This is a genomic window from Pantoea jilinensis, from assembly GCF_019104105.1.
Lineage (GTDB): Bacteria > Pseudomonadota > Gammaproteobacteria > Enterobacterales > Enterobacteriaceae > Pantoea > Pantoea eucalypti.
On record NZ_CP077748.1, the window covers coordinates 108,125 to 127,205 of the forward strand.

Below are 19,081 nucleotides of genomic sequence, written 5' to 3' on the forward strand. Positions count from 1 at the left end.
CCTGCCCGCAGCGCTCGCTGCGGGCGCTTATCACTCACTGCCGATAGCGTAGCGCTGAACCGGCGTGATGCCTTTAATCAGCTTGTTATCAAACAGAAATTGCTCATAAGCCTGATAGCGTGCACGATCCAGTTTTGCCGGATCGGCGGCGAACAGCGGCAGCGTGGCACGCCATGCCTGATGGTTTAGCGGTGTATTCAGCTCAGGATGCTCGCGGGCAAAGATCAGCCAGTTCTCCTCAGGATGCGCCTGCAGCTCCGCATTTCCCTTCTTCAATGCCCGCAGAAACTTCTGAATCTTCTCCGAGTGCGCCTCGTCACGGTTGGCGACGATAATCAGCTCGTCATAAGCGGGAACACCATAATCCTCGACGTTAAGCACCACGGGTTCTTTGCCGGCAAGTTTCAACTCCAGCGCTTCAATATTGCGATAGCCGCCGATAACCGCATCTACCTGGCCGGTCATCAGGGCACTGGTGAGCTGAAAATTAACGTTAATCAATTTGACCTGATCGGCTTTGACGCCGTCATGGGCCAGCATGGTCGCCAGCGTCGCCTGTTCAATACCACTCACTGAATAGCCGATGCGTTTACCTTTTAAATCCGCCGGTTTTTTTACCGTTTTGTCTAACGTCATCAGTGTGTTCAGTGGCGTGTCAATCAACGTGCCGACCCGCATCAGTGGCAATCCCTGATCGGCGAAGAAATGCAGCTGAGGCTGATAGGTAATGGCTAAGTCCGCCTGCTTTGCCGCGACCAGACGTGGCGGCAGGGCCGGATCGGAAGGCGGCACGATATTTACCTCCAGTCCTTCAGCGGCAAACGCGCCGGTCTGCTGCGCCACCATAATTGGCGCGTGATCGGGATTGATATACCAGTCGAGTACCAGCGTCAGTTTTTCCATCGCCTGAACCTGAGTGGTTAAGGTGGCGCTGAAGAGCAGGGTTAACAGGGGCAGTTTAGTCATGGGATTTCTCATTTTAAGGGTCATCAAATTGTCTCAGGAGCCCAGCTAATCAGGCGGCGCAGCAGGCGATCGATAGTCAGCCACAGGGCGAGGGTCATCAGCACCAGAATGAACAGGGCAGCGAAACAGAGGTCGCTCTGCATCCGGGCATTGGCATTCAGCATCACGAAACCCAGCCCTTCCGCTGAGCCGACCCATTCGCCGATAATTGCCCCTATCGGCGCGACGGCCGCCGCCATCCGTAACCCTGAACCCAGCGCAGGCAGCGCCGCTGGCAGCCTGACATGGCGCAGTTGTGCTGAAGGGGAAGCGCCCATAGTGCGAGCCAGGTCAAGGTAGCCGGGCGTAACGCGGCGCAGGCCATCAAAAAAGCTGGAGGTTACCGGGAAGAAGATCACCAGCACGGCCATCGCGACTTTGGCGCTCATGCCAAAGCCAAACCAGAGAACCAGCAGCGGAGCCAGCGCAAATACCGGAATCGCCTGGCTGGTGATCACCAGCGGCATCATCCAGCGCTGTAACCACGGTGAATAGGTCATGCCAAGCGCCAGCACACCACCCAGCAGCACGCCGAGCGCCATGCCGCTGAGGATCTCGGTCAGGGTAATCAGAGTGTGATAGCTGAGATAGTCAGCGTTCTGCCACAGCGCAATAGCGACTGCAGCGGGCGAGGGCAGCAGAAAGGCGGGAATGCAGGTCAGCGTGGCCAGCCACCATGCTGCAATCAGACCGGCAAACAGCGTAATTCCACGACGCAAACGGACGAAACGTGTGCTCATCTGGCTATTCCGCTTAGCTGTTTCAACAGTGCGGCCTGACTTCGTATTAAGCCGGCGTCATCGGCTGCCCTTGGCGGCAGGCCCTGTAGTGGTGGAGAGGCTTCGATTCCCGCCGCACCGATCACCAGCAGGTGATGACTGAGACGACAGGCTTCGGCGGCATCGTGGGTGATCAGCAGCACCGTGTGACCGACCAGCACCTCCGCCGCCAGCATCTGAATCTCATGACGGGTCAATGCATCCAGCGCGGAGAATGGCTCATCCATTAACACAACAGGCTGACGCGTGTAGAGAGTGCGGGCCAGCGCAGCGCGCTGACGCATCCCGCCGGAGAGTATAGCGGGGCGCGCGCGGGCGCTCTGGCTCAGCCCAACCCTTGCCAGCAGATACTGCGCCCAGTCGCGATCGGCTTTCTCGCCTTTCAGCCGACTGGCCAGGCAGACATTTTGCTCAATCGTCAGCCACGGATAGAGCAAATCCTGTTGCCCCATCCAGGCGATGCGTCCGGTCAGCGGAAGGCCATCGCTGCCGCTAATCTGTCCCGAACTGGGTGGCGTAAGACCGGCAATGACACGCATCAGGCTGCTTTTGCCTGCACCGCTGGCACCCAGTAACGCCGTAAATTTACCCCCGGCGATCTCCAGATCAAGCTGACTGAAAAGTTGTTGCTGACCCAGCGTAAGGCTGAGCTGGCGAACTGAAATACCTGGCGGTGTGGCATTGCACAGCTGGCTCATGGTCTGACCCGAAGATAGGCAGCGTGATCTATCCCCATCTGCCAGAATGCCGCTTCCAGCCGGGTCGCAGTGGTGAAAATCTCCGCCAGCCGATCAAAACGTTGTTCTCCGGCGCGCTGCTGAGCCAGCGTTTCAAAAAGTATCAGTGACGAGCCTACCCCGGCCAGATAGGCTTCATCGCCGTAATTTTCAATCCATTCGGCGTAAGGGTTGCCCTCAATGCGCGTCGCAGGATCATCCAGCAAAGTCAGGCCGATTTCAGCGTAACCGGCAACACAGGGCATCAGCGCCGTTATGAGCTCCAGTGCATCGCCGGTGTGACCGGCATCCAGCACATAACGGGTGTAATTGAGCGTTTCCGCTGCTTCGGGTTCACGTGCCATTGTTGCCTCGCTGATGCCCCATTGCTGGCAGTAAGCGAGGTGCAGCGGCAGTTCACCGATAATCGCGTTAAGTGATGCCGTAGCGCGTCGTAGAGCGTCAGGCTCAGAGAGTTTGCTGATCAGCAGACCCCAGGCACGGGCGAAGTGGAGCAGGAAGAGATAATCCTGGGTGAGATAGTGACGGAAGGCGGCAGGAGGCAGCGTACCCTGACCGAGTTGCTGCACAAAATCGTGCCTTACATAGGCGTGCCATTGCGTGCCCGCCTGCTGGCGCAGACGACCATAGAAACCGGTCTCGAAAAGCGGATGTGACATGGGATCTCCATTAAAAGGGAGATCCGGGCATACGGTCTGGAACAGGGGATAGTGCAGGAAATGTGACAGAAAATCTGCCGACCCGTCCCTTCGCTGGCATGACCCAGATCAGGTTCAAAGGGTTCGGCTTTCGCCATCTCAGCCCATGACAGGACACCCCTCGGAGACATTCGTTATACGATAATTAGTGCCTGAGTACAACGCATGCGTCAGTGTTATGCTCAGGCACGTCTGCTAAGCAACAGTACATTCAGATGTGCTTTTTAAGTGACAGTGTCACTCAAGATCTGCGCCATTACTGGCAATCACTTTCTTATACCACCAGAATGATTTTTTTCGCGTACGCGCCAGCGTGCCGTTACCCAGATCGTCGCGGTCTACGTAGACGAAACCGTAGCGCTTGCTCATTTCGCCGGTCGAGGCGGCAACCAGATCGATACAGCCCCAGCTGGTATAACCCATCACCGGCACGCCATCTTCAATGGCGTCGCCCATCGCGCGGATATGTTCACGCAGATAGCTGATGCGGTAATCGTCATTAATCTCGCCATTCGCGTCGACTTCATCGCGTGCGCCCAGGCCATTCTCCACCAGGAAGAGAGGCTTCTGATAGCGGTCATACATCATGTTCATCGTGATACGTAACCCCAGCGGATCGATGCCCCAGCCCCAGTCACTGCGTGGCACATGGGGATTAGTCAGGGATTTCACCACGTTGGCGGCGCTACTGTTCTGCTCGTTCATCTCTGCCGACGCGCAGCGTGAGGCGTAGTAACTGAATGAGACAAAATCGACGCTGTTTTTCAGAATGTCGGCATCACCGTCAGCGATCTCCAGCGTCACACCTTTTTCACGGAACACGCGGGCAGCGTAAGCCGGATAGGCACCGCGCGCCTGTACATCTATAAAAAAGAGGTTTTCGCGGTCTTTCTCCAGTGCAGCCCAGACATCTTCCGGTTTGCTCGACCAGGGATAGAAATTGCCGCCGGCCAGCATGCAGCCGACCTGATTGACCGGATTCACTTCATGCGCGATTCGCGTAACCAGCGCGCTGGCAACCAGTTCATGATGTGCCGCCTGATATTTTACCTGGTCTCTATTCTCGCCGGGTTCAAAGACCAGGCCAGCCCCGGAAAACGGACTGTGCAGCAGGATATTGATCTCGTTGAAGGTCAGCCAGTATTTCACCAGTCCATCAAACGCCTCGAAACAGCTTCGTGCGTAACGGGCAAAAAAATCGACCATTTTGCGATTGCGCCATGAGCCATATTCCGTGACCAGATGCATCGGGACATCAAAATGGCAAAGCGTGACCAGCGGTTCGATATTGTATTTCCGGCACTCTTCGAAGACCGCACGATAAAACGCAATGCCTTCCGGATTAGGCGTCAGTTCGTCACCGTTAGGATAGAGCCGGCTCCAGGCAATTGAGGTGCGGAACACGCTGAACCCCATTTCGGCCATCAGCGCAATATCTTCCGGATAGCGGTGATAGAAATCGATAGCGTCATGACTGGGGTAGAACTCGTCGTCACGCAGGGCAAAACGTTTTTCCAGACCCAGTTTAACCGGCATCCGGTTTGGGCCATGGGGGATCATATCGACGGTGGTTAAGCCCTTTCCGCCCTCACGAAAACCACCTTCACTCTGGTTAGCGGCCAGCGCGCCGCCCCATAAAAACCCTTGCGGGAACCTTGAATCAGACATGCAATCCTCTTTTTTGGGTCAGCCTGACCCTTTTCCTAATGGCTATTGATCGCGTTAGCGCGTTCGGTAGCAGGCGCAGGTTGCGCAGCGCTTTCGGGTTCTGTCTCAGGAATATCCTCGAAGCCTAACAGTAGCGTCAGCACGAATGACAACACCACCGAGAGCACCATGACCGCACCGACCCAGACAATACTCATGGGATTGGTGGGATCGAAGAACTGTACGCTGGTAAAGAGGCCGGGTGAGGCCATAGAGTGGCTGGCCAGCCCGCCAATGCCCGCAACCGCGCCACAGATAAAACCACTGATCAGACAGGCGATCAGTGGGCGTTTCAGGCGCACTGCAACGCCATACAGCGCCGGTTCTGAAATCCCTGCGATAATGGCTGATGCCGCTGCCGCCAGTGCGGTCTGGCGCAGTTCACGGTTTTTAGTGCGGAACGCCACCGCCAGCGACGATCCGCCCAGCGACAGATTGGCGCCGATCTCTGACGGCATCACCATGCCTTCTTTGCCGGTTTCGGCAATGGTCTGGATAATGGTTGGTGTGAAAACCCGGTGCATACCGGTCATCACCAGCAGCGGCCAGATAGCGCCCATAATCGCAACAGAAAGCCAGCCAAGATAACCATGCACGGTGTAGACCAGCGCGGAGATGCCGCTGCCGATCCAGATACCAATCGGGCCAATCAGCACAATCGCAATGGGTGCTGCAATCAGCACAATCAGCATCGGTTTCAGGAAGTTTTTAGTGACCGCAGGGGTGATGCGATCCACGCCTCGCTCAATGTGTGACAGGATCCACGTCATCACCAGCGCCGGGATCACCGTATAGGTATATTTCACCGCGGTGACCGGAATGAAAGCGAACTCGACCGGCTGGCCCTGCGCCGCTTTTGCCATCAGCTCAACAAAATTGGGATGGACCAGAACGCCGGCAATGGCAATCGCCAGCGACATATTAGTTTTGAACTTCAGCGCCGCTGAGGCGGCAACCATGATCGGCAGGAAGAAGAATGCCCCGTCGCCAATGACGTTGAGGATCACCAGCGTTGATGAACCTTTTTCAAACACGCCCGCCATATCAAGAATCATCGCCAGCAGTTTCACCATGGACCCACCAATAATGGCTGGGATCAATGGCGACATGGTGCCCACCAGCGCATCCAGAATGCCTGCGCCAATACTTCTCAGGGTAATTTTGCGTTTCACCGGCACAGTCGAAGCTGCGCCGGGCGATCCCAGTTCCAGCACCGCCTGGTAAGCCTGCGATACGTTATTCCCGATGATCACCTGGTACTGGGTATCGTTGTGTACCACGCCCATGACACCTGTGATGGCTTTAAGACGTGGATAGTCGACCTGTGTTTGATCCTTCAGGACAAAACGCAGGCGGGTCATGCAGTGAGTGACGGCTTCGATATTGGTGAGGCCGCCAAGCGCATCGACAATGGCGCGTGACACCTCGGCATAGTTCATGGGCATGATCGCTCTTCTCTGTAGGGTAAATCGGTCAAAATTTTTATGTTTTTAATGCCTGCAAGCAGACAAATAGGAAACCGGTTTCACAAAATCATGAAGGTCTTTACGTTCGGCGACAAGAGTATAAATCGGGCAGATTTCTATTTTGTGAAGTGCATCACCTGCTAAATTTGATGATGTGCGTATACATACCGGGTAAATATTTCCAATATTGAGAGGCTTAGGTAAACTGCAGGACGACGTAGCAAAGGAGCATCACAATGACAACGATTCAGGAAGTAGCAATTAAGGCGGGCGTTTCAAAAGCGACAGTGTCACGTGTGCTCTCCGGTAATGGCTACGTCGGACAGGAAAAACGTGAAAGGGTGTTGAAGGCGATTGCAGAAACCGGGTATCGGCCTAATTTGCTGGCCCGCAATCTGGCGACAAAAACGTCTCAGACAATCGGACTGGTCATCACCAACACGCTTTACAGCGGCAGCTACTTTACTGAGTTAATGGCCCACTCCGCACGCATGATGGAGCAGCAGGGCCGTCAGCTGATTCTGGCGGACGGCAAGCACACCGCCAGGCAGGAAGAGGCGGCCATTCAGTTTCTGCTCGATCTGCGCTGTGACGGCATCATCATCTATCCGCGCTTCCTCAGCATTGACGCGCTGGATGCGATTATCTCCAGCCACAAACAGCCCATTCTGGTTATTAACCGGCGGCTGCGCGTCAACCACAGCTACTGCATTTACAGCGATCAGCACGCCAGCAGTGCCACGGCCGTGGGCTATCTGCTGAACCAGGGACACCGCGATATCGCATTTATTACCGGTTCGCAGGATTCCCCGACCGGCGTTGAGCGCCTTAACGGTTATCGTTCTGCGCTGGCGGCAAAGGGCCTTAACGCTGACGACCGCCATATTGTGGCGGGTAAATGGACGGCGCAGAGCGGTATGGCAGCCGTCGACACGCTCCTTGAGCGCAACGTGTCATTTACTGCGCTGGTGGCGAGTAATGATGAGATGGCGATTGGTGCAATCAAACGCCTGACCGAGTGCAACATTGCAGTGCCCGATCAGGTCTCGGTAATAGGCTTTGATGATATCCCGCTGGCACCCTATATCACGCCGTCATTATCGAGTATGAAGCTACCGGTCACAGAAATGATCGACGAGACGATCAACCGCCTGGTAACCATGCTGGACGGGGGTGACTGGCAGACTCAGGCGCCTTTCACGGCCAGCCTGATGATGCGGGACTCCGTGACTAAAGGCCCCTGGTCGGCTTAACCTGTCGCGATCTGTATCACCTCGATCCCCTGTTCGCTGAGTTGCACGACCGTCGCGGAATCCAGTGTCTCATCAGTAATTACATGCCCGACCTGAAAGCCGGATGAGAGCGGATAGGGGTGAATCTGACCAAATTTAGACGCGTCAGTCAGCGCATAGCTTTCAGCGCCTTTCGCCAGCACTGCATCTACCACATCACAGCGCAGCATATTGCGGCCGGTGAAACCCGTCTCCGGATGCCAGCCATCCACACCAACAAACGCTTTGTGAAAATGGACCTGCTGAATGGAATAACGCGTCAGCGGACCCACAACGGATTCACTGCTTTTCTGCAATAATCCGCCAAGCACAATCACTTCACAGGCAGCCTCACGCAGAAGCTGGGCAATATAGTGGCTGACGGTAATCAGCGTAAGGTCCGCACGATCGGCCAGCGCCCGCGCCAGCAGCGCATTGGTACTGCCCCCTTCGATGAAAACCGACTCACCCGCCTGCACCAGGCTGGCCGCATGTCGTGCCAGCGCCTGCTTGGTAGAATAACGGGTATTCATGCGGGTGCCGACGTTATCGCTATCCAGTGCCAGCGCAGAGCCATGAACCCGGCGAAGCAGCCGATCACGTTCCAGCAGTGTCAGATCCTGGCGCACCGTCACTTCCGAAACTCCGGTATGCTGCGCCAGTTCACTGACAGTTACGCTGCCCCTGTCATTAACTAATTGAATGATCTGATGATGTCGCGGGTTCATAATCGCGCTTCGCCGTTAAATAAAAGAGGCAGTGTAACAGGGATTATCCCGCGCCGGTGCGCGACGCGGGGTTGCGTCAGGCTAAATTCAGAGACCGTCGGCCATGGAGGTTGAGATCTTCCGGCATGAAACGTTGCTCCCATTCTGCTTCATAGTCTTCAGGCGGGAAATCGGCCGGTGAACGTCCCTGCTCCAGCGCCTCTGCAACACGACAGGCATAAGCGCGGTTTTTCTCACACATCGGTGCTGCGGGGATATACATCACGTTGCCCCAGCCTTGTTGGTTCTCAACCGGTGCAACAGCGTGAATCAAATCACAGTGCCACCACACGGAATCACCCGCCTCAAGAGCCGGTATTGAACAGAGCCCGGCAATCAGGTGCGGATGCCACTGTTCATTCACGGGCAATACCCGACCCGGCGCCACACCGCACAACTCATCTTCAGGCACATCCGAAAGCAGCGGACGCAGCAAAACGTAAGCCATCGCCTGCGGCACCGGCACCACATGCAACAGGCCCTGGCCGGGGATCATATCGGAGAGCGCGGTCCAGCCCTGAAAGGTGCGAAACACAGAACATTTGGTGGTGCCTGGCAGATCATATTCGTTTACGTCGGTACGGTGAGCCGCGTCCCAGGGATCGTATGCGGCAAATTCACCGTGGAACAGCTTACTGAAAACCTGCTGATAAGCGGGCAGCAACCAGCGTTCAAGTGCTCCTGAATCGGTGTGGGCACCCAGGCCTTTAGAGGTTGTACCCGGCAAGCGACGACGGATGCGGTCGGGATAGATAACGCTGACATCCGGATCAAACCACTGCTTGCCCTGGGAATTAAACGTCCATAGCCGGTTAAGAAAAGATTGTGCCTCTGCCATTGCCGGGCTCTGCCGCGCCTGCATTTGCGCCTGCGACCAGTAGATGGGATAGATTTCAGGACGGGAGGCAGCCAGGGTGCCAAAAAAGTCATCACCGGGCCCACGATACTGTTCATCAAAATGATTGTGATCCAGATAGTCGAGCATCGACTTATCCCAGGCCAGAGCCTGATTTCGTGCAAAATGCTGCTTAATCACCACACAACCGCGACGTTTAATCAGCAACCGGGTTTCATCTGAAACCTTTCCTTCAGTAATGTCCTGCATTGGCACGACCGGCCAGGCCGTGCCGGTTTGCGCTTCCTCTGTTTTTGCCTGCGCAATGGCAGTGGTGATGTTGTCGCAGACCTGTTTGAACAGAGCATCAACATCGCCGATTTGTTGACGTAACTGCTGTTTCATTTTGCGGATAGCGGTTTTGACGTCGTCAGGTAATGGGGTAGCCAGGGTTTCATCACGGATCATATTCTGCTCCTTTATCGTCATGGTTGAGTTTCGAATGTAATTTAAATAATCTTCATTCGTAATTTGTCGTTGAGCTTAACATTCTTTTAACGACATAAACCGTGCGCGCTAACACAACTGATGAACCGGAACGCTCTGAAATCCGTTAGCAATGTCACTATTTGCATTCTCATTAATCCACACAGCGAGTAAGCTTTATGAATCAAATCAATCAGCCGAAAGGACAGAACGGCGAACGTAAAGGGGCAGGCGAAATGGCGGTTAAGATGATTGCGGTGGATATGGACGGCACCTTTCTGGACGATAATAAGCAGTACAACGTCCAGCGGTTTTCACGTCAGTATGCGCTGCTGAAGCAGAAGGGCATTCGTTTTGTGGTGGCGAGCGGGAATCAGTACTACCAGCTCCAGCGCTATTTTCCCGACATTAAAGATGAAATCGCGTTTGTGGCAGAAAATGGTGCGTGGGTTTCGGACTGCAATGAAGAGATTTTCTGCGGCGAGTTAGCGCAGGAGAAAGTGCATAAGATCCTCGATATCCTGGCGCATGAACCCGACATCGCGGTTGTGGTCTGCGGACGTAATGGTGCGTATGTGCATGCATCCGCTTCAGACGAGATGATGGCGCAACTGGCAAACCATTATCACCGACTCGAAAAACGTGATGACCTTTATGCCATCGACGACACCATTTTCAAGTTCTCGCTGAAGCTGGAGCACGAAGGCGTAAATGCACTGCTGCAAAGACTGCACGCCACACTTGGCGAGCTGGAAAACATCATGCATCCGGTCTCCAGCGGCTTTGGCTTTATCGATCTCATCATTCCCGGTTGCCATAAAGCACACGGCATTGCGCTACTACAGGAAAAGTGGGGCATCAGTGACTGTGAAGTGCTGGCGATTGGTGACAGCGCCAATGACATTGAGATGCTGCGTCAGGCCTGCTTTAGCTTCTCGATGGCAAATGCTGCTGAGGCTGTCGCCGCCGTGGCGCACTATCAGACACAGAGCAACAACGACGAAGGCGCGCTAAATGTGATTGCGCGCGTGCTGGCGCGCGAATTCCCGTTCGATTAATCCGTAACGTGCATCACTGGCGGTCATCTCCGCCACTCTCCTGATGGCTGCGCGCATGATTTTCCATTTCATCCAGCGCAGCCTGATTCTCCAGACCCCATTCATACATCTGCTCAATCGGTTCTGCAAAGGTATGGCCGAGTGGTGTAAGGCTGTACTCCACTTTCGGCGGGACAACCTGCCAGACATGACGCGACACCAGCCCGCGCTGCTCAAGCTCGCGCAGCGTCTGAATCAGCATCTTCTTTGAAATTCCCTGCAGGCTGCGCTCCAGTTCCCCTGTGCGCGCCCGATTTTCCGGCCAGTGATAAAGCGCATGCAGCACCATCGTGCTCCATTTCACGGAAAAGAGCTCAAGCAGGCGACGTGGTGGTGAGTCCGCATAAAAATAAAGTTTTCCTTCAACCCAGACCGGCACAGTCTCTCCTCACATTCATGGTAACCAAAAGGTAACTACTACCAAACAGGTTCCTGCATGTCTATAGTGGGCCGCTTTCTTTACGACCATCAGATGAGAAGAGGCAACAGATGAAAATTAACGCGCTGGTAGCCACCCAGTCAGATCAACCGTTAAAGGCGGGTCAGATTGAGTTACGTGACGTGCAGGCTGACGATGTCAAAATCGAAATCCTTTATTGTGGCGTCTGTCATTCTGACCTTCATATGGCACGGAATGAATGGGGCGTGAGCCGCTATCCACTGGTTCCCGGTCATGAGATTGTAGGACGCGTGGTGGATAAAGGTGACAATGTCACACGCTTTTCTGTCGGAGATACCGTAGGCGTGGGTGTTATGGTCGATTCATGCCGTGAATGCCATTTTTGCCAGCAGCAGGAAGAGCAATATTGTGAAGCGGGCTTCACACCAACCTATAACGGCACCGACAAATACACTGGCAATACCACCTTTGGCGGGTATGCGCAGCATGTCATTGCCGACCAGCATTTTGTGGTGACGGTACCCAACAATCTGGCGCTGAGCGCTGTGGCACCGCTGTTGTGTGCAGGTGTGACTGTCTGGTCACCGTTGCAGCATTTTAATGTTAAAGCAGGCGACCGCGTAGGTGTTATCGGCCTTGGCGGACTGGGACACATGGCGGTTAAGCTCGCCAGCGCATTGGGTGCAGAAGTCACTCTGTTTACCACTTCTCCTGCAAAAGGGGCGGATGCGCGCCGTCTGGGTGCTAAAAACGTGGTCATCTCGCGAGACGCGGCACAAATGGCAGCGTGTCAGGCCTCCCTGGATATCATTCTGGACTGTGTGGCTGCGGCTCATGATCTCGATCCTTACCTCAATGCGCTGAAAACTAATGGTCAGCTGGTGCTGGTCGGCATCCCCGATCAACCGCATAAGTCACCGAATGTCACCCCAATGGTGTTTCGCCGCCTGAGTATTAGCGGCACCTCAATTGGCAGCATTAAGGAGACGCAGCAGATGCTCGACTTCTGCGGTCAGCACAACATCACGGCTGACGTTGAGATGATCACCGGTGACGACGTTGAAAAAGCCTTTGAACGTATGCTGATTGGTGACGTGAAATACCGTTTCGTTATCGATATGCAGAAAACTCACTGGTAATGACGGCAGGCCCGCTATCAAAGCGGGCTTTCTGGCGGAGATTCGTCAGCGCTAAGTGGGGTATAATAAGGCCGTCATATAGTTACAACATACCAAGGTTGTGTTCGTTTCGCGTTTCATTGAATTCGCTGCAAAAATGGGCCTGCCAGTAACAATGGCCAGTTTGTGGCAAAAAAATACCCGGCTCACAGTGGCCGGGTATTCTGACACCGCAGAAGATCCTGGTTAATCCTGTTCTTTATCCGCGTCACGCTTTTCTGATTCCTCTTTATCCATCACATGGATGAAAGGCTTAAGCAACTGAATATCCAGAATCACATACACCATGGTGCTGATGAACAGCGAAATCACACTACCGAATACACCGCTGGTGGTGAATGTAAGATAGTTATAAATCACCAGCCAGGTTACACAGATAAACATCGCCAGCGAAATGGAGAGGTTAGGCACGGAGTAATTGCTGGTTCCGCCACCCTGGGTGTGTGTCACCTTGAACAGGTTTCCGATGGCGTATTTCTCCAGCACCAGAATCGTTTTTTCCCAATTACGCTGTTTACGCGCACTGGCGCGAGTCAGGAAAAGATAGAGAATAGAGATGAAAAAACCGGAGAAGGCGATGAGTACCGGAATCGCTTCCAGCGCATAGGCAATACTTTTATGGCCCGTGCCCGGGGCGCTGAGATCAAGCGTCAGTGAGGCACCCAGCGCAGCATACAGAAAGAGAAACAGCAGCAGAAACGTCAGGCTACGCTTCCAGTCGCCATCGGCCTCTGCACCTTTTTGCTGAATGGCCAGCTGAAGAGATTGCTGAATTTTTTGAGCCTGCGGCGATTCTGTTTCGAGAGTGTGGCAGGGTGCATCAAAGAAGTTTTGCATAAACAGCTCATCTTCTTTGTGAATGGTGATTTTCATCAGAAACCTGTATTCGGGGAGTTTGCTTTATTCTAATCAGCACCGGTTTAATTAACACTAAATTTGGCGTTGAACCGGATGAACACTCTCCGGCTTACCAGGTAGACAGGCGTAACAGGCTGCTTTCCACTGATTCCGTTGCAAACGATTGTGCGGCATTCATTTTCAAGCCGCATCGGCTGATCGTGCAGCAGGGCTGCAATGGCGTTATCGGGTGCTGCACGCCATATACCTTCTTACAAACCCTCGAAACTTCGAGCATCCTGATTATCCTGCATCACAACACAAACGGTTCTGACGGCGTGATCCCTCTGAAACAGGTCATGAATCAGGCGGGATTATTTCTCATCAGGGTTATCCAGCGCTTTAAACTGCTTAATGGCTTCGTTGATATTGTTAGTTTCTACAGTCGCAATCCAGCGGTCACCATTGAAAACATCATAGCGGGCGTTGTGCAACTGAAACAGCAGATCTCTGCCTCTGAAGTGTATGCGTTTCTGTTTAATGCCAATCCCATGCCGCCGTAATAATGCCTGTGACAGGCGATCGGTCTCTCTTATCATTGGTTCTGCTCTCTGGCGGTACGTGGTCACTACCATTAAACCTGATGAACATTAGTTTAATATTAAGAAAGAAACCTGATTGAGTCAGGCTTACAAATAGGATCAGGCGTATTTGTCCTGCCGGAAGGCTCATGAAACTATCACGTCGACGGATTAATGCCATTCCCTGCATTCACGAACGGCAAATGCGATACACTTGCCTGAATAACTCGCCACAGGACATGCCGCTATGAACGATAAGAAGATGATTTCCATTGATCAGTTCAACGCTGATGAACGTCTGGCCGTCGAGCAAACCTACAACGGACTGGCAGAGAAGTACCGTCAACGAACCGGTAAAGAGCCTGATAGTAAGAAAGAAAAAGAATTTAATAGTGAAGCACGTCAGATCGTCATGACCAGTAAACTGGAGAAGGAAAAAGCGCTGGCGCTAAAAGCGCAGAAAAAGCCGCTTCGTAAAAAGAAGCCCTCTTCATTGACCGCCAGTGAAGTCAGCGATTTCAACTGGTCTGCCTCAATCGTTAAAGGCCGCAGATAATCTGCATCAGAGATGCCGCGCGTTATTCACGACGCGTGGCAATCTCTCACCGCTGTTTCCAGTCCCGTAAGTTAATTACACCTTTTAATTAACTCGCGTACAAGCAATAAGAATAATCTGCAAATAATTCACAATTTTTCTTCATTTACCGATAAACTTACCTGACCTGTAACTGCTTCAGTGCGCGTATGAATTATTACACCCCCGATGATGTACAACTGAAGCGACGTTCGACGCGATTTGTCCGGCGAATGTTTATGATGCGCCAGCTTGGTACCTTTCTCTGTTTTCTGCCCATTCTTTCTGTCCTGATGGAGATGGGAATGTGCCCGCAACTCTGCGCCTTGTTGTTTACTAATGCGTTTGTCTGGCCTTATGCAGCGTACCGACTGGCGTTGCGATCCCGCGACCCCACTGGATTTGAACGCAAAAGTTTAACGCTGGATGCCGCCTTTGGCGGATTCTGGGTTGCAAACATGGCGCTAAGCCCGTTGCCCTCAATTATTATCATGGCGGTGCTGATCTCCGATCGCTATTCGGCTGGGGGCTGGGTTCAGCTGAAATCCGCAATAAAGGCTTTTCTGTTTACCTTCATGCTGGCCTGGCTGGTGGAAAAGGCGCCCATTCTGCTTAATTTCAGTACCCGTACCGTCTGGCTGACCTTGCCGCTGGCCAGCGGATATCTGCTGGCACTCAGCGTGGTGTCACATAATCTGACCCTGAGTCTGCGTAAAAAGAACCGCGAGCTGGAACGTATTGCACTGATGGATCCCGGGCTGAAAATCCCAAATCGACGTCTGTTTGAGCAGCGTCTGGAAAGTGAGTTTTTGCGCACCCAGCGAGGTGAGGGTAAAGCCTGGCTAATGCTGCTGGACGTTGATCATTTCAAGCAGGTGAATGACACCTTTGGGCATGAGGCTGGTGACTTTCTACTGGCAGAAATCTCGGCACTGCTTCGTAATAGCGTCGGACTGAAAGATATTCCTGCCCGTTTCGGGGGTGATGAGTTATGCGTCATTGTGCGGGATGCAGACGAAGCCAGCATTACGCTGCTGGCAGAGCAGATTAAACAGGGCATTGCGCTGCTGCGGCTGCCAGCGTCTCCCACTTTTCAGTGCTCGGTGAGTATTGGAATTGCACCGGCAAGTGATGCGGAATCAATCCATCAATGGCTGAGATGCGCTGATGAAGCGCTTTATCAGGTTAAGCGCGCCGGTCGCAATAACATACAGGTCTGGCATTCGGGCACGCTGGAAACGCTGGATGAAGTCAGAAGCAGATAGAGAACACTGCCTGAGACAGTGTCTCAGGCAGGGGGATTAAATTGCGGGATAGTCGCCGGTGCCTTCAGGCCACGGCGTCAGCAGATCAAAACCTTCTTCAGTCACTGCGACGGTGTGTTCCCATTGTGCGGAAAGCGAGCGATCTTTCGTGACCACCGTCCATCCATCTGACAGCACGCTGGTGCCTGCTTTACCGGCGTTGATCATCGGTTCAATGGTGAAAATCATGCCAGCTTTCAATGGCATCCCTTCACCGGGTGTGCCGTAGTGCAACACCTGCGGATCGGTGTGGTAAATCTCCCCGACGCCGTGACCGCAATATTCACGCACCACCGAGAAACCTGCGGCTTCCGCAACACGCTGAATTGCTGCACCCACATCACCTAGCGTCGCGCCAGGACGAACTGTTTTAATACCCGCAACCATCGACTGATAGGTGATCTCAACCAGACGTTTGGCCCGGACTGATGGGGTGCCGACAAAGTACATGCGGCTGGTATCGCCGTACCAGCCATCTTTGATGACCGCCACATCGATATTCACAATATCGCCATCCTTAAGCGTCTTACTGGCCGGAATACCGTGGCATACCACATGATTAACCGATGTGCAGGTGGTGCGGGTATAGCCGTGATAGCCAATGTTCGCGGGTATGACCTTAAGTTCATTCACAATGAAGTCGTGGCAGATATCATCCAGTTCTTCCGTGGTGATACCGGGACGCACATGAGGCGTGATCATCGCCAGTACCTGAGCAGCAGCCTGTCCGGCTGCGCGCGCCATTTCAATTTCCGCTGCGGTATGTATTTTAACGGTGTTCATGACACGTCTCCTTGTGGGATGAGGCTCTCTTTTGGGAGCATACTGCGAATATCAGCGCTGCCTTCCAGTTCAAGCCGGATCAGCATTTGCGCCAGTTGGTGTTGAGTCTGCTGCGGATAGAGTTCAGCCAGCATGCCAAGCTTAAGCCAGTGTTCTGCCTGGGCATTGATCGAGCGGCTCATCGCCTGGCTGGCGATGCGGAGATTCTCATGCATCAGGTCGGAAATTTTTACGATACCCATACAAGCCTTATATGAAGTGTATACGTTTCGTATAGAGTAACGGTAGCGGATGTGATTTGCAAAGAGGGCGTGAATGGCTGTATGAATTTCCGTACAAGTTTTATAGACTTTGTCGGGTTGCCGGTGTGGAGATCGTGGTATTTGCTTTGAAGAGAGTCTATTGGCGGTGGCTACTCAATTGCACTATTCATGCTACAAATCAGGAAAATCGACAGGGAAGCCATGATGAAAAAAATTGTTGTTTTAACATTCGCACTGGTCCTTTCCGGATGCAATACACGGACAAACCCTATCAATCATAAGGGAATTAAGTCTCCAGACGCATCAGAGATTAAATCACAGTGTGAAGCTCAGACACCTCAGCAAACGCAACAACGCGAGGCGATGCTTTGGATATGCCAGGCCTCAACATCAATACAGCATCGCTTCTTCGATGCAGATACTTATCGCGGTAAAACATGTGACGTAAGAATTAAGCTGGCGCAACGTGATCATTCGGTAAAGATAAATGTTGTGGGCGGCGATCCGGATCTGTGCGTTGCGGCTACTGAAGCCATTAATCAGGCAGTAGATAACAATACTTTCCCCGTGGGCCGCCCATTCCAGAAGGACAGTATGACAATCCATTTTGCTCCGCAGTGAACGATGAGAGCTATCCGGAGTGTAACGCACTGGATTCAATGCTGATCTGTTTACGTGTTACGCTTCTGAAACCCAGACTACGCTCTCACATGCTGTATCAGGAATAATGTCACTTACCGATATAAATATTATCAAAGCCGGAAGCTGGGCTTCGATTAAGTACGACAGTGAATGTTGTGGTTGTCGGATTAGCAAATTTCAGGTTGAAACGGCAGAGGGCCGTTTTAAGTGGAATGACTACGCGTTGCCATTTTGAGGTGTAGCAGAACATGACGTTCTGAAATGAATAACCCTGTTCCTGTGTAAAGCGCTGAATAGATTCTATCATCTCTGCAGTAATGAGGTGTGATTCAAATGTCACGCTATGATAATTTTTATTTTCAAGATCCTGTAAACACTTTTTAAGTGAAATAATAATGTCGCTAAGATCGGACGTGTCTCCTGGTGTGCCAAAAACTGACAGGCGTAATGAGACATCTTTTTTTCTTTTATCAAAATAGATAAATCGTCCTGAAAAGCTGCGTGTAATTTTCAGGTAATATATCCAGAAGGCAATAAGAAACAGCATAGCTAATTTGATGGAATCTGAGTCTGTCATCATGCCTCCGTAGCGAATAATATACAGGACAGGTTTCGCCAGAGTGCAGAGAATATCACAAGGGTATGTCGGATGAGCCTGATCTTTTAAGGACGACTACAACGTTATACCCTCTCAGCTTGCAGCCCATCCGATGAATCAGACGCGAACGTCGCCTTGTGTTCAACACTCAGTTTACGACTGACCAGCCAGACCGCTGCACGGGAAAGCCTTTGCGAGGGGGGTGAAACCCAAAGCAACCTGAAAGCCTGGCGGTCGTGGCCCAGGTCCGCCTCGGACGGATGCGTCATTCTGTTGAACGATTACGCTATGCGGCCGGAGACCGACTGCTAAAAGCGGTAAGCAGATGTCGAACTGCGATGCAGTTACACGTTGCCAGCAGCAGGCAACAGATTCTCACGCCGATAGGAGCACCATTGTGACCAGCAATGCTCAGGATTGATATCAAAATAGCCCCGGCATTCGGCCATCGTGAAAGCAACATCACGCGGCACTTCGATAAACGTGGCGTTATCCCGGACGTGGCGGACTTCATCCTCTGTCAGTGGGCTTCCTTTCTCATTCTCTTTTTTCATCAGTAAGGGAATGAGGGCAGGTATATAAACGATGCTCATTTTTCATTTCCCGCAGTAGTGAAAACAGACGCCGTCGGGACGTCACGTTTTTGTGGGCTCTTCATCATGCTATAGGTCACGTTCCGGACGTCTCTGCTTCCTGAAATATATCGGTTCATCGTTGTTCCAGTGCTGCCAGACTACTTAAAGTGCATTGCTCTGGGAAACAGGCAGGAGCGTTAAGCCCGGCTGGCTTGCCAGAGAGCGTGATGAACATTCAGGAGCAATATCTTCTCTTACTCCTCCCTTTATGTTTTTATTTTCTCATTATGTTTTCGACAAAAATCACGATATCTTCAGCCCGATTAGTCATATTTTTTAGATTGAGTTAAGTCATTAATCGCCGGCGATCTTAAAACAAGTCCGGATGGTAAAAAGAGGATTAATAGTGAACAGTAGCGGCGTCTGTTAATTTGACTTACCGGGACGTAAGCACAATGAAATAACGGCTATCACGTTATCACAACGTTGTTCAGGTGA

Annotated in this window: 21 protein-coding genes and 1 riboswitch; of the genes, 7 read left to right on the plus strand and 14 right to left on the minus strand. The window is 52.6% G+C overall.

The window, feature by feature from the left end; all coding sequences use genetic code 11:
* Positions 1-30: 30 nt before the first annotated feature.
* From KTJ90_RS19980 to ascF, 6 genes are all read right to left on the minus strand, one after another.
* Positions 31-966, minus strand: coding sequence for an ABC transporter substrate-binding protein (locus KTJ90_RS19980; protein WP_003854946.1), 936 nt, complete (start codon positions 964-966; stop codon positions 31-33).
* 23 nt (positions 967-989) lie between these two features.
* Complete coding sequence (locus KTJ90_RS19985) at positions 990-1,745, minus strand: ABC transporter permease (protein WP_003854948.1); 756 nt, start codon at positions 1,743-1,745, stop codon at positions 990-992.
* Positions 1,742-2,482, minus strand: a complete 741-nt coding sequence (locus KTJ90_RS19990; RefSeq protein WP_499026994.1) for an ABC transporter ATP-binding protein — start codon at positions 2,480-2,482, stop codon at positions 1,742-1,744. Before KTJ90_RS19990 ends, KTJ90_RS19985 begins: the two co-directional genes overlap by 4 nt.
* Entirely contained in the window at positions 2,479-3,180 is a 702-nt protein-coding gene (gene tenA / locus KTJ90_RS19995) for a TenA family protein (protein ID WP_499026996.1), read from the minus strand. The genes KTJ90_RS19990 and tenA overlap by 4 nt, the downstream gene beginning before the upstream one ends.
* Before the next feature lie 68 nt (positions 3,181-3,248).
* Positions 3,249-3,351: riboswitch (TPP riboswitch) on the minus strand.
* Positions 3,352-3,456: 105 nt separating this feature from the next.
* Positions 3,457-4,887, minus strand: a complete 1,431-nt coding sequence (locus KTJ90_RS20000; protein ID WP_003854953.1) for a 6-phospho-beta-glucosidase — start codon at positions 4,885-4,887, stop codon at positions 3,457-3,459.
* A gap of 35 nt (positions 4,888-4,922) precedes the next feature.
* Entirely contained in the window at positions 4,923-6,371 is a 1,449-nt protein-coding gene (gene ascF / locus KTJ90_RS20005) for a PTS cellobiose/arbutin/salicin transporter subunit IIBC (RefSeq protein ID WP_187513424.1), read from the minus strand.
* Positions 6,372-6,628: 257 nt separating this feature from the next.
* Between ascF and KTJ90_RS20010 the strand changes: the two genes are divergently transcribed.
* Entirely contained in the window at positions 6,629-7,645 is a 1,017-nt protein-coding gene (locus tag KTJ90_RS20010) for a LacI family DNA-binding transcriptional regulator (protein ID WP_432537073.1), read from the plus strand.
* Here KTJ90_RS20010 and KTJ90_RS20015 read toward each other — a convergent pair.
* Complete coding sequence (locus KTJ90_RS20015; RefSeq protein ID WP_008924592.1) at positions 7,642-8,391, minus strand: DeoR/GlpR family DNA-binding transcription regulator; 750 nt, start codon at positions 8,389-8,391, stop codon at positions 7,642-7,644. The two genes, KTJ90_RS20010 and KTJ90_RS20015, sit on opposite strands and share 4 nt — an antisense overlap.
* A gap of 76 nt (positions 8,392-8,467) precedes the next feature.
* On the minus strand, positions 8,468-9,733 hold the full coding sequence (locus KTJ90_RS20020; RefSeq protein ID WP_499026999.1) for a DUF1479 domain-containing protein: 1,266 nt from the start codon (positions 9,731-9,733) through the stop codon (positions 8,468-8,470).
* 254 nt (positions 9,734-9,987) lie between these two features.
* Here KTJ90_RS20020 and KTJ90_RS20025 point away from each other — a divergent pair, with 254 nt between their 5' ends.
* A complete protein-coding gene (locus KTJ90_RS20025) occupies positions 9,988-10,809 on the plus strand; it encodes a Cof-type HAD-IIB family hydrolase (RefSeq protein ID WP_499027070.1) in 822 nt (273 codons plus the stop codon).
* Positions 10,810-10,822: 13 nt separating this feature from the next.
* On the opposite strand, the gene KTJ90_RS20030 is transcribed toward KTJ90_RS20025, so the two are convergent.
* A complete protein-coding gene (locus KTJ90_RS20030) occupies positions 10,823-11,227 on the minus strand; it encodes a winged helix-turn-helix transcriptional regulator (protein WP_003854965.1) in 405 nt (134 codons plus the stop codon).
* Between the two features lie 110 nt (positions 11,228-11,337).
* Here KTJ90_RS20030 and KTJ90_RS20035 point away from each other — a divergent pair, with 110 nt between their 5' ends.
* Complete coding sequence (locus tag KTJ90_RS20035) at positions 11,338-12,387, plus strand: NAD(P)-dependent alcohol dehydrogenase (protein WP_105099791.1); 1,050 nt, start codon at positions 11,338-11,340, stop codon at positions 12,385-12,387.
* A 225-nt stretch (positions 12,388-12,612) separates the two neighbouring features.
* Here the strand turns inward: KTJ90_RS20035 and KTJ90_RS20040 are convergent, their stop codons facing one another.
* Positions 12,613-13,299 carry a RipA family octameric membrane protein gene (locus KTJ90_RS20040; RefSeq protein ID WP_140033910.1) on the minus strand — a complete coding sequence of 229 codons (687 nt, stop codon included), beginning with the start codon at positions 13,297-13,299 and terminating at the stop codon, positions 12,613-12,615.
* 185 nt (positions 13,300-13,484) lie between these two features.
* Here KTJ90_RS20040 and KTJ90_RS20045 point away from each other — a divergent pair, with 185 nt between their 5' ends.
* The 3 genes from KTJ90_RS20045 to KTJ90_RS20055 all read left to right on the plus strand — a co-directional run bounded on the left by KTJ90_RS20045 (position 13,485) and on the right by KTJ90_RS20055 (position 15,683).
* Complete coding sequence (locus KTJ90_RS20045; protein WP_499027001.1) at positions 13,485-13,826, plus strand: hypothetical protein; 342 nt, start codon at positions 13,485-13,487, stop codon at positions 13,824-13,826.
* Between the two features lie 265 nt (positions 13,827-14,091).
* Entirely contained in the window at positions 14,092-14,400 is a 309-nt protein-coding gene (locus tag KTJ90_RS20050; protein WP_003854970.1) for a hypothetical protein, read from the plus strand.
* A 188-nt stretch (positions 14,401-14,588) separates the two neighbouring features.
* A complete protein-coding gene (locus KTJ90_RS20055) occupies positions 14,589-15,683 on the plus strand; it encodes a sensor domain-containing diguanylate cyclase (protein WP_008924597.1) in 1,095 nt (364 codons plus the stop codon).
* 36 nt (positions 15,684-15,719) lie between these two features.
* On the opposite strand, the gene map is transcribed toward KTJ90_RS20055, so the two are convergent.
* Together map and KTJ90_RS20065 are read right to left on the minus strand one after the other, a co-directional pair.
* Entirely contained in the window at positions 15,720-16,505 is a 786-nt protein-coding gene (map, locus tag KTJ90_RS20060) for a type I methionyl aminopeptidase (protein ID WP_499027003.1), read from the minus strand.
* The gene (locus KTJ90_RS20065) at positions 16,502-16,747 is read right to left on the minus strand and encodes a ParD-like family protein (protein ID WP_003854973.1); all 246 of its coding nucleotides are present in this window, start codon (positions 16,745-16,747) and stop codon (positions 16,502-16,504) included. The genes map and KTJ90_RS20065 overlap by 4 nt, the downstream gene beginning before the upstream one ends.
* 222 nt (positions 16,748-16,969) lie before the next feature.
* Between KTJ90_RS20065 and KTJ90_RS20070 the strand changes: the two genes are divergently transcribed.
* A complete protein-coding gene (locus KTJ90_RS20070) occupies positions 16,970-17,389 on the plus strand; it encodes a cell envelope integrity TolA C-terminal domain-containing protein (protein ID WP_316250744.1) in 420 nt (139 codons plus the stop codon).
* 109 nt (positions 17,390-17,498) lie between these two features.
* Here KTJ90_RS20070 and KTJ90_RS20075 read toward each other — a convergent pair whose 3' ends face one another.
* The gene (locus tag KTJ90_RS20075) at positions 17,499-17,990 is read right to left on the minus strand and encodes a hypothetical protein (protein ID WP_499027006.1); all 492 of its coding nucleotides are present in this window, start codon (positions 17,988-17,990) and stop codon (positions 17,499-17,501) included.
* A 362-nt stretch (positions 17,991-18,352) separates the two neighbouring features.
* A complete protein-coding gene (locus tag KTJ90_RS20080; protein ID WP_003854978.1) occupies positions 18,353-18,601 on the minus strand; it encodes a hypothetical protein in 249 nt (82 codons plus the stop codon).
* Positions 18,602-19,081 lie beyond the last annotated feature (480 nt).

Excerpts from the sequence above, each read along its gene's own strand:
- KTJ90_RS19980 (WP_003854946.1), bottom strand. The coding sequence starts at position 966 with ATGACTAAACTGCCCCTGTTAACCCTGCTCTTCAGCGCCACCTTAACC.
- KTJ90_RS19985 (WP_003854948.1), bottom strand. The coding sequence starts at position 1,745 with ATGAGCACACGTTTCGTCCGTTTGCGTCGTGGAATTACGCTGTTTGCC.
- KTJ90_RS19990 (WP_499026994.1), bottom strand. The coding sequence starts at position 2,482 with ATGAGCCAGCTGTGCAATGCCACACCGCCAGGTATTTCAGTTCGCCAG.
- tenA (WP_499026996.1), bottom strand. The coding sequence starts at position 3,180 with ATGTCACATCCGCTTTTCGAGACCGGTTTCTATGGTCGTCTGCGCCAG.
- KTJ90_RS20000 (WP_003854953.1), bottom strand. The coding sequence starts at position 4,887 with ATGTCTGATTCAAGGTTCCCGCAAGGGTTTTTATGGGGCGGCGCGCTG.
- ascF (WP_187513424.1), bottom strand. The coding sequence starts at position 6,371 with ATGCCCATGAACTATGCCGAGGTGTCACGCGCCATTGTCGATGCGCTT.
- KTJ90_RS20010 (WP_432537073.1), top strand. The coding sequence starts at position 6,629 with ATGACAACGATTCAGGAAGTAGCAATTAAGGCGGGCGTTTCAAAAGCG.
- KTJ90_RS20015 (WP_008924592.1), bottom strand. The coding sequence starts at position 8,391 with ATGAACCCGCGACATCATCAGATCATTCAATTAGTTAATGACAGGGGC.
- KTJ90_RS20020 (WP_499026999.1), bottom strand. The coding sequence starts at position 9,733 with ATGATCCGTGATGAAACCCTGGCTACCCCATTACCTGACGACGTCAAA.
- KTJ90_RS20025 (WP_499027070.1), top strand. The coding sequence starts at position 9,988 with ATGGCGGTTAAGATGATTGCGGTGGATATGGACGGCACCTTTCTGGAC.
- KTJ90_RS20035 (WP_105099791.1), top strand. The coding sequence starts at position 11,338 with ATGAAAATTAACGCGCTGGTAGCCACCCAGTCAGATCAACCGTTAAAG.
- KTJ90_RS20040 (WP_140033910.1), bottom strand. The coding sequence starts at position 13,299 with ATGAAAATCACCATTCACAAAGAAGATGAGCTGTTTATGCAAAACTTC.
- KTJ90_RS20050 (WP_003854970.1), top strand. The coding sequence starts at position 14,092 with ATGAACGATAAGAAGATGATTTCCATTGATCAGTTCAACGCTGATGAA.
- KTJ90_RS20055 (WP_008924597.1), top strand. The coding sequence starts at position 14,589 with ATGAATTATTACACCCCCGATGATGTACAACTGAAGCGACGTTCGACG.
- map (WP_499027003.1), bottom strand. The coding sequence starts at position 16,505 with ATGAACACCGTTAAAATACATACCGCAGCGGAAATTGAAATGGCGCGC.
- KTJ90_RS20065 (WP_003854973.1), bottom strand. The coding sequence starts at position 16,747 with ATGGGTATCGTAAAAATTTCCGACCTGATGCATGAGAATCTCCGCATC.
- KTJ90_RS20070 (WP_316250744.1), top strand. The coding sequence starts at position 16,970 with ATGATGAAAAAAATTGTTGTTTTAACATTCGCACTGGTCCTTTCCGGA.
- KTJ90_RS20075 (WP_499027006.1), bottom strand. The coding sequence starts at position 17,990 with ATGATGACAGACTCAGATTCCATCAAATTAGCTATGCTGTTTCTTATT.
- KTJ90_RS20080 (WP_003854978.1), bottom strand. The coding sequence starts at position 18,601 with ATGAGCATCGTTTATATACCTGCCCTCATTCCCTTACTGATGAAAAAA.